The sequence below is a fragment of the Flavobacteriales bacterium genome, assembly GCA_019694795.1.
Taxonomy (GTDB): domain Bacteria; phylum Bacteroidota; class Bacteroidia; order Flavobacteriales_D; family UBA2798; genus UBA2798.
Window position 1 is genome coordinate 1 of record JAIBBF010000081.1, and the last position, 8,754, is coordinate 8,754.

Sequence of the window (8,754 nt, forward strand, 5' to 3'; positions counted from 1 at the left end):
AAAATGAAAATCCTGATGGATTATTATGATCGTCCCGGCGATGCACAATTAACCAAAGAAGCGTATGAACTGCTCGATATTTTAGTGATCGCTCATCCTTCAGAAGCAAAATCGTGGAGTATTTATGGCGATTTTCTGGGCAGAGATTTAAATTACGAAGGATCGCGCGAAAAATTCCGCAAAGCGCTTGAACAAGATAAAAATGTGTACCTCATCTGGAATCAGGTGCTTATTCTGGACGCCCAATTGAACGATTATAAATCGCTGTATGCAGAAAGTAAAACAGCGCTCGATTTATTTCCAACGCAAGCTATATTGTATTATTACCACGGACTCGGCGCTTTTCAGACTGAAAAATACAGCGAGGCGATTGATGCTTTAAATGCAGGAAAAGATTTAGTGCTCGATAACCGCGAATTGCGTTTTGAGTTTTTTCAATTGCTGGGCGACAGTTACCACAAAACGGGTGATCATGTTAACAGTGATAAATCGTACGAAGAAGCGTTAAAGATTGATCCGAATAATGTGTACGTACTTAACAATTATGCTTACTACCTCAGCGTACGAAAAGTAAATCTGGATAAAGCAGCAGCGATGTCGAAAACAAGCAATGAGCTGCAACCGGATCAATCCACTTTCGAAGATACTTATGCATGGATATTGTTTCAGCAAAACAAATATGCCGATGCAGAAATCTGGATGCGAAAAGCATTAGCGCATGGTGGCAATAACAGTGGCACCATTCTTGAACATTACGGCGATATCCTGTATCATCTCAACCGCACCGATGAAGCGGTGAATTACTGGAAACAAGCCAAAGAAAAAACGGGAACTTCTGATATCATCGACAGAAAAATCCGCGACAAAAAATATTATGAATAATCGTCCCTTCTCCTTATTCATTCTCATTGCTACACTGGCGTCCTTCTATTTTGCTTCCTGTAAAAACAGCAAAGGAATTATCCGGCATGGAAAAGTTGAAAATTTATCGACTGCCAAATTGCTGGACAGCATCAGCAAACATTGTTTCAGCTTCGAATATTTTACCACCCGGATAGCGACGGATGTCAGTTTCGGCGACAACTCCAAATCCTTTAAAACGCATTTAAAAATCCGGACCGACTCTGCTATTTGGATGACATTTACGGTGGCGAGTTTTGTTGGTGCCAATGCATTAATCACCACCGACTCCATGAAATTCGTAAATAAAATGGATAAAGAATATTTTCTGGGAACTTTCGATTATATCAATGCCATGTTTAATACCGAGCTGGATTATTTCATGTTGCAGGACTTACTGGTGGGCAATCTGATTAATTTCGATCCTACCGCTAAATACAAAACCAAAGAAGATACTTCGTATTATTTCATTTCAACCGTGGGAAAACGAAAATTGAAGAAGGCTTTCGACAATGAACGTATTCAAAAAAAGGAACCTTTTATTTATCGCTATTGGATCAATCCAGGCAGTTTTCGTCCCGCGCGAACCATCATCAACGACCTGAGCGACACCACCGAATTGCAGGTAGATTACCTGGAATATGAGATGTCGGACTCTTTACTGGTTCCTTCTTTAATTCACATTAACGCAAGCGCTCCGGGCAAAAAAGCCCATATCGAGTTAAAATTTTCACGTACAAAAGTGAACGAATTCACAGAATTTCCGTTTAAGATTCCCGAAGGTTATGAAAAAATGGAATAAAATAGTAAGCATTCTTCTCTTTCTTGCATTGAGTCTGCAACCTGCCTTTGCGCAAAAAAATTCAGAAAAACTCAAGCAAAAGCAACGCGAACTGGAGGAAAAAATTAAAAACACCAAAGAATTAATCGGCGCTGCCAAAAACAAGCAACGGATTTCTATTGCCGAACTCGCTATTATTAATTCGCAAATCAATTACCGCGAAGAACTCATCAGCAACATTTCTTCGCAGGTACGCCGGCTGAACCAGCAAATTGAAGAAAACAAAAGTGTAATTGAAGCACTGGAAGAAGATTTAGTGCGGATGAAACAACAATATTCTTCGATGGTGTTTTATGCTTACAAGCACCGTAACACCTATCACAAATTATTATTTGTATTTGCAGCCCGCGATTTTAACACGGCTTTTCTTCGCGTAAAATACCTTAAGCAATATGGCGATTCCAGAAAACGCCAGGTAGAAATGATCAAAAACACGCAGGATGAACTAGCCGAAAAAAATCTTGCACTTTCTGACCAAAGGGTTCAAAAAGAATCACTCGTTGGACAACAGGAACAGGAAAAAGAAAATTTTCTGAAGGACAAAGAGCAACAACAACAAGCGCTTTCTGAATTGCAAAAAGAAGAGAAAAAATTAAGAGCCGTGCTCGACGATCAAGAAGAGAAAAAACGTCAGATTGCCCGGCAGATAAAAAAAGCCCTCGAAGAAGAAATCCGTAAACAACAGGAAGAAGAACGTAAACGCAAGGAAGCAGAACGCAAAAAGGCGGAAGGAAATAACACCAGCAACAACAACACAGGTAAAACGAATAAAACAGAACCTACAACGAATAAAAAAACATTCGACGGTGCTACACCCGACAATGATCCGGAGTCGACAAAATTCGAAAACAATAAAGGATCTCTTCCATGGCCGGTGGAAAAAGGTGAGGTGACCGAATATTTCGGAACCAATCCGCACCCAACACTCAAAGGATGCGTTACCAACAACAACGGAATCGATATCGGTACGCCACGAAATGCAAAAGTGAGATCTGTTTTCGAGGGAACCGTTTCCAGTATTCTGGTCATTTCCGGAGCAGGAAAAGTGGTGATTGTTTCCCATGGTTCCTACCGCACAGTGTATGGTAATCTGGCAGAGGTTTCGGTGGTAAAAGGACAAAAAATTAAAACGAAGCAGGAAATCGGCACCCTCTTACCTGGTGATGGAAACGTTTCCGAAGCCCATTTCGAAATCTGGAAGATTACCGAAGAGGATATGCTCAAGCAGAACCCACTGAGCTGGTTATATAAAAATTAAGCCTTTTCGGTTCATATAGGATATTTCCGTATTTTTGGCGGACCAATACATTCATATCATGTATCAACCCATTCTTTTAGGTTCTATCGGCCCATGGCAGGTAATTCTCATCGTAGTTGTTGTTTTACTTCTTTTCGGAGGTAAAAAAATTCCTGAATTGATGAAAGGACTTGGTCAGGGAATCAAGGAATTCAAAGACGCTTCTAAAGGCGAAGACAAAAACACTCCTACCAATACCGGTACAGGAAACTAATTTTTACTTCACCATGTCTTCCAAAGGATTTAACGCAATCCGTAACGATTTACGTTCGGGTAAGTCAACTGCTGTTGCCATTACCGAAAGCTATCTGAAACGTATTGAAGAAAAAAAACATCTCAATGCTTTTATTGAAGTGTTTCGCGAATCTGCATTGGAAAAGGCAAGAGAAGTAGATGCAAAAATCGCCGCCGGCACTGCTGGTAAACTAGCGGGAATGGTGATTGGTTTAAAAGATAACATCTGTTACAAAGGACATAAAGTATCTGCCTCCTCTCATATTTTAGAAGGATTCGAATCGCTTTTCAGCGCAACAGTTACAGAGCGATTACTTCAGGAAGATGCGATTATTATTGGTCGGCTCAACTGCGATGAATTTGCGATGGGTTCTTCCAATGAAACTTCCTATTACGGAAAAGTATTAAATCCGCTCAATGAAAATTGTGTTCCCGGTGGTTCTTCGGGAGGATCTGCCTGTGCGGTTGCTGCCGATTTATGTACAGCATCTCTCGGTTCCGATACCGGAGGATCTATTCGTCAACCTGCTTCCTTCACCGGAACGGTGGGATTAAAACCGACGTACGGACGCGTATCGCGCTACGGATTGCTGGCTTATGCTTCTTCTTTCGATCAGATTGGTCCCATTACCCAAAATGTTGAAGATGCCGCTTTACTGCTCGAAGTAATTGCCGGTGGAGATGAATATGACAGCACGGTTAGTCACCGTGAAGTTCCCGCTTATTCCAATGCATTAAATGCAAACGGAAAAAGCAAAATTGCCTATATCCGCGAATGCCTCGAGAGTGAAGGATTAAATCCCGAAGTAAAATCTTCCGTTGAACAACTGATTGCGCAACTCAAAGCGGATGGTCACACCGTAGAGGCCGTAGATTTTCCATATCTCGATTACCTGGTTCCAACCTATTACGTTCTTACCACAGCAGAAGCCTCCAGTAATCTTGCCCGTTACGACGGGGTACACTACGGTTACCGCAGTGAACGTAGCAGTGATGTGGAAAACACCTATCGTTATTCGCGTACCGAAGGTTTTGGCAAAGAAGTAAAACGCCGGATAATGCTGGGGACATTTGTATTGAGCGCCGGTTATTACGATGCCTATTATACCAAAGCATTAAAAGTTCGTCGCATCATTCGCGAAAAAACACGCGAAATTCTAAAGAGCTACGATTTTATTCTTACGCCAACCACACCGAATGCAGCATTTGAATTCGGACAAAAAAGCAAGGATCCGGTGGAAATGTACCTCGAAGATATTTTCACGGTTCAATCCAACCTCGCCGGTGTTCCTTCCATCAGTATTCCCTGTGGCAAAAACAGCAAAGGAATGCCCTTTGGCCTGCAACTGATGGCCGATGATTTTAAAGAAGCCGAACTGCTTGCTTTCTCTGCTAAACTGGAAAAAGAGCTGGCATAAACGGATTTAGATTTTTCGGTAAATCTTTTAATTCTCTGTAAATCACATTTGTTTGCATTTCCTGTTCACCCTTTACGGGTGATATTTATGACGAAGGGTTATGAACAAGTGTTGATATAATTTCCTATATTCACGTCCCGTAAAAAGGACCTGCAAGGAACTTTTTGCTTCAAAACAGGTAAAACAATTAAAACCGGGTTGTGATGAAAAAGCTATTAGTCCTTTTTGTGGTGTTTGTAGTGTCTGGTTCTGTCCAGGCCGCTGTGGGTGAATCTGGGGACACCTTACGAATCAGAAAAGATGATCCGATCGTTGCGATGATCGATAGTCTGACCACCTTAAAATTTCTCGAGAGCAATAAATTCACGGCTAACAGAAATAACAAATACAATTTTCCTGCCGATTCAGTTCCGCGCTATTCCGAAAGCGTTTATCGCCAGCGCATCAAAAAACTGGATCAGAAAACACCAATGGAGTTTATTTATAACGACAAAGTTCAGGCTTATATCGACCTGTACGCTTTTCGTTACAGAAAGTACTCGCAGGTGATTTTGGGAATGACCGATATCTATTTCCCGATGTTTGAGCAGATGCTCGATAAATACGGAATTCCACATGAACTTAAATATCTTCCGATTGTAGAATCTGCTTTAAATCCCAAAGCTAAATCACCGGCAGGTGCCATGGGATTGTGGCAATTTATGCTGCCTACCGGTAAACTTTTTGGCTTGGAAGTGAATTCCATGATCGATGAACGCTGTGATCCGATTAAAGCAACCGAGGCTGCCTGTAAATATTTGAAATACCTGCATGGTTTGTACAAGGACTGGAATATGGCTTTAGCAGCTTATAATGCAGGTCCGGGTACAGTAAACAACGCTATTCGTCGCTCCGGCGGAAAAACCACTTATTGGGAAATTTACAATTACCTCCCGAAAGAAACGCAAGGATATGTACCTGCATTTATCGGTGTGAATTATGTGTTCAGTTACGCCACCGAACACAATATGTATCCCGTTGAACCACGCATGCGTTATTTTGAATACGATACACTGGTGGTAGAAAAAGAACTGGATATGACCTCCATTTCAGCCATTCTCGGAATCAGCATGGATGAATTGAAATTTTTAAATCCGGTTTACAAAACCAATGTCATTCCCAAAATCGACGGAAAAAAATCATATCTGTATTTACCCAAAGATTTAGTAGGCGATTTTCTTGCCAATGAAGATACCATTTACCGCCATAAGATGCGTCCGGATATGGAGCAGGTAATTGCCTCTCAAAAAATTCACGTAGTGAAAAGCGGCGAATACCTGAGCACCATCGCTAGCAAATACGGTGTTAGTGTTGCAGATATTAAGCGCTGGAATAATTTAAAAAGTAACAGCGTTTCGAAAGGACAACGTCTCGTTCTCCATCCGGGAGATGCCTCTCCTACAGTGACGGAACAGAATAACAATAATATTGCACAGAACAACGTTTCTAGCGAAAAGACCAACGGTAATCCCACCTCTACCAAAACAACTACCGGAACAGGAAGCAAAACTGCACAGACTAAAACCTATGTAGTAAAAAGCGGCGATTCGCTTTGGAACATTGCCAATAAATACGGAGTTAGCGTAGAAGAGATTAAACAGTACAACAATCTCAAAGGAAACGGACTACAAGCCGGTCAGAAACTTAAAATTCCTGTTAAGGGCAATGGCTAAACATCTTTCATTTCTCGCTTTCGTTTTAATTCTTTTTTCTTCCTGCGAATCAGGATCTACTTATAAAATGGCATCGAGCGGACTTTCGGGCGAGCTGATTGTTATTATGGAAGATAATTACTGGAACGGTGCACTGGGTGATACAGCGCGCTGGTACCTGGAAGATGTACAACCCGGTTTACCGCAACAAGAATATTTATTCAACATCGGTCAATACGATCACGACGGTTTTTCAAAAATCGTGAAGGGTCACCGCAACATTATTTTGTTTGAAGTCGGACTTAAATACGACAGCTCAAAAACAGAATATCTAAAAGACATCTGGGCATCGGATCAGATTGTGGTAAAAATAACTGCAGAAACACCAGAACTGGCCGCTGCAGAATTCAGTAAAGAATCATCCCGCATCATTTCATTGTTCAACACCACCGAACGCGATCGAATGATTGCACGTCATAAATCGGACAATTCAACTTCCATATCCGATCAGTTGCTAAAAAAACACAATCTATCACTGGTATTACCCGGCGATTGCCGACTTGCCGAAGATCATGGAGATTTTATTTGGATAACGCGCGACAGAATAAAATATGTAAACGGCGAAGCACATGATGTGGACGAAGGAATTTTCATTTATTCCTATCCGTATACCGACGACAGTACCTTTACGCTTTCTTACCTCATTGCCAAGCGCGACTCCATGTGCAAAGCCTATGTTCCGGGTCCGAGCGACGGATCGTACATGGGTACGGAAACGGACAGCACCTATTACCCGAAATTATTTGCCTCTTCGCTCAACGGAAAATACGCTGCAGAAATTCGCGGTTTGTATAAAACGGTGAACGATTATTATGGAGGTCCCTTTATTTCGCTGAGCACGTTTGATGAAAAAAGAAACCGCATTGTAACGGTAGATTGTTTTGTATTTGCTCCTAAATTTCACAAACGCGAATACCTGAGAGAAATGGAAGCGGTTTGTTATTCGCTCAGTTTTCCCTGATGCACATTATTGACGTCATTCTTCTTATTCCCATTTTAATTGGAGCCTGGCTGGGTTTTCGCAATGGATTTATTTTAAGTTTAACCACGCTTATCGCTTTTGCATTGGCTACCTACGCAGGCATTTGGTTTAGCGATCTGGTTTCAGGGTTTATTATTTCCATTAGCAAGAGCAATAGCGAATACATTCCGCTGATTTCATTTTCTGTTTGTTTTATTGCTATTTGTGCATTGGTATTTTTTATCGGCAAATGGATGTCGCGCCTCGCAAAAATTGTTTTACTGGGCTCCATCGATAAACTGGCGGGCGGATTTTTCGGATTAGCTCAATTCACGTTAATTACTGCTGTAGTATTTTCCATTCTGGATGCCTATGTATATCGTAGCAGCGGAAAAGAACCGGAGTGGCGCAGCAAATCGGTGCTGTATTCTCCCCTCACCCATTTAAATGCGCTGGTTTGGCCCGGAATGGAAGAACAAATTTCATTGATCTATTCCATTCAGGAAATTCAATCTGAAACGGAAAAAACAGAAGAATAAAAAAAGCCGCTTTATGAACGGCTTTTCTTTTTTTGTTGAATGTTATTATTTCTTTTTCACTTTATCGCTCACCACCATCTCGCCAAACTTTTCATAGTTGACCAACCAGGCGGCGGCATTTTTAACATATCGTCCTGTACCGGCAGTATCCCAGTTTACATAGAGACGGGTAAATCCTCCGTCAAGAATTAATCGTTTTCCGTCTTTTTCATATACAGCAGAAACCACATTTCCGTCGCTCGACCAGATGAGGGGAGTCAACACATTTTTATTATCGTGAATTTTAGAAATGGTAATTCCTTCGTAAACGTATTCGAGTCCCGTAGTAATTAAATGATCGCGTTGCAAACCGGAAACACTTTTTTCGTCTTTTAAGGTCACCACCGTATTACCCATGTAATAACCTTCCATGTTTGCACCAATTAAATAATTGGAAAGGAAATCGGCATCGGCATGATAAGGGTCATTATCGCCCCAGATGTAAACACCGTGACCGGCATCCCAAAATTCCTTAATCACTTTGGCATGTTCTTCATTGAGCGTTTGCGAAGTGGAAGAAATAACCCAAAGTTGACACGCCTTTCCTAATGCTTCTTTTAATTCTTTTGGAGAAGGCGGAACATTTAAATAACGATACACCGAAAATCCTTTTTCCTGTAGCGCTGCTTTTGGTAAACTAAAATCGAATCCCTCGCCGGTGTACAAATGCAATACAACGATGGTTTGACCATCAAATGCACCGTCGACGGCTAAATCGTATTGGTTGCCATTGGCATTTCCGAAATTATCGGATTTTACTTTTTGCTCTACTTC

General features: G+C 41.4%; 9 protein-coding genes. 8 read left to right on the forward strand and 1 reads right to left on the reverse strand.

Annotated features, from left to right (window positions below):
• From K1X56_14025 to K1X56_14060, 8 genes are all read left to right on the forward strand, one after another.
• The coding region (locus K1X56_14025) for a tetratricopeptide repeat protein (GenBank protein ID MBX7095835.1) at nucleotides 1-882 on the forward strand (882 nt) is incomplete at its 5' end.
• A complete protein-coding gene (locus K1X56_14030; GenBank protein ID MBX7095836.1) occupies nucleotides 875-1,702 on the forward strand; it encodes a DUF4292 domain-containing protein in 828 nt (275 codons plus the stop codon). The genes K1X56_14025 and K1X56_14030, both read left to right, overlap by 8 nt.
• On the forward strand, nucleotides 1,686-2,999 hold the full coding sequence (locus tag K1X56_14035) for a peptidoglycan DD-metalloendopeptidase family protein (GenBank protein ID MBX7095837.1): 1,314 nt from the start codon (nucleotides 1,686-1,688) through the stop codon (nucleotides 2,997-2,999). The genes K1X56_14030 and K1X56_14035 overlap by 17 nt, the downstream gene beginning before the upstream one ends.
• 58 nt (nucleotides 3,000-3,057) lie before the next feature.
• Nucleotides 3,058-3,252 carry a twin-arginine translocase TatA/TatE family subunit gene (gene tatA / locus K1X56_14040; protein MBX7095838.1) on the forward strand — a complete coding sequence of 65 codons (195 nt, stop codon included), beginning with the start codon at nucleotides 3,058-3,060 and terminating at the stop codon, nucleotides 3,250-3,252.
• Nucleotides 3,253-3,265: 13 nt separating this feature from the next.
• Entirely contained in the window at nucleotides 3,266-4,690 is a 1,425-nt protein-coding gene (gene gatA, locus K1X56_14045) for an Asp-tRNA(Asn)/Glu-tRNA(Gln) amidotransferase subunit GatA (protein ID MBX7095839.1), read from the forward strand.
• Nucleotides 4,691-4,893: 203 nt separating this feature from the next.
• Nucleotides 4,894-6,402, forward strand: coding sequence for a LysM peptidoglycan-binding domain-containing protein (locus K1X56_14050; GenBank protein MBX7095840.1), 1,509 nt, complete (start codon nucleotides 4,894-4,896; stop codon nucleotides 6,400-6,402).
• Nucleotides 6,395-7,402 carry a DUF4837 family protein gene (locus tag K1X56_14055; protein ID MBX7095841.1) on the forward strand — a complete coding sequence of 336 codons (1,008 nt, stop codon included), beginning with the start codon at nucleotides 6,395-6,397 and terminating at the stop codon, nucleotides 7,400-7,402. The genes K1X56_14050 and K1X56_14055 overlap by 8 nt, the downstream gene beginning before the upstream one ends.
• The gene (locus K1X56_14060) at nucleotides 7,402-7,941 is read left to right on the forward strand and encodes a CvpA family protein (protein MBX7095842.1); all 540 of its coding nucleotides are present in this window, start codon (nucleotides 7,402-7,404) and stop codon (nucleotides 7,939-7,941) included. The genes K1X56_14055 and K1X56_14060 overlap by 1 nt, the downstream gene beginning before the upstream one ends.
• A gap of 45 nt (nucleotides 7,942-7,986) precedes the next feature.
• Here the strand turns inward: K1X56_14060 and K1X56_14065 are convergent.
• The coding region (locus K1X56_14065; GenBank protein MBX7095843.1) for a hypothetical protein at nucleotides 7,987-8,754 on the reverse strand (768 nt) is incomplete at its 5' end.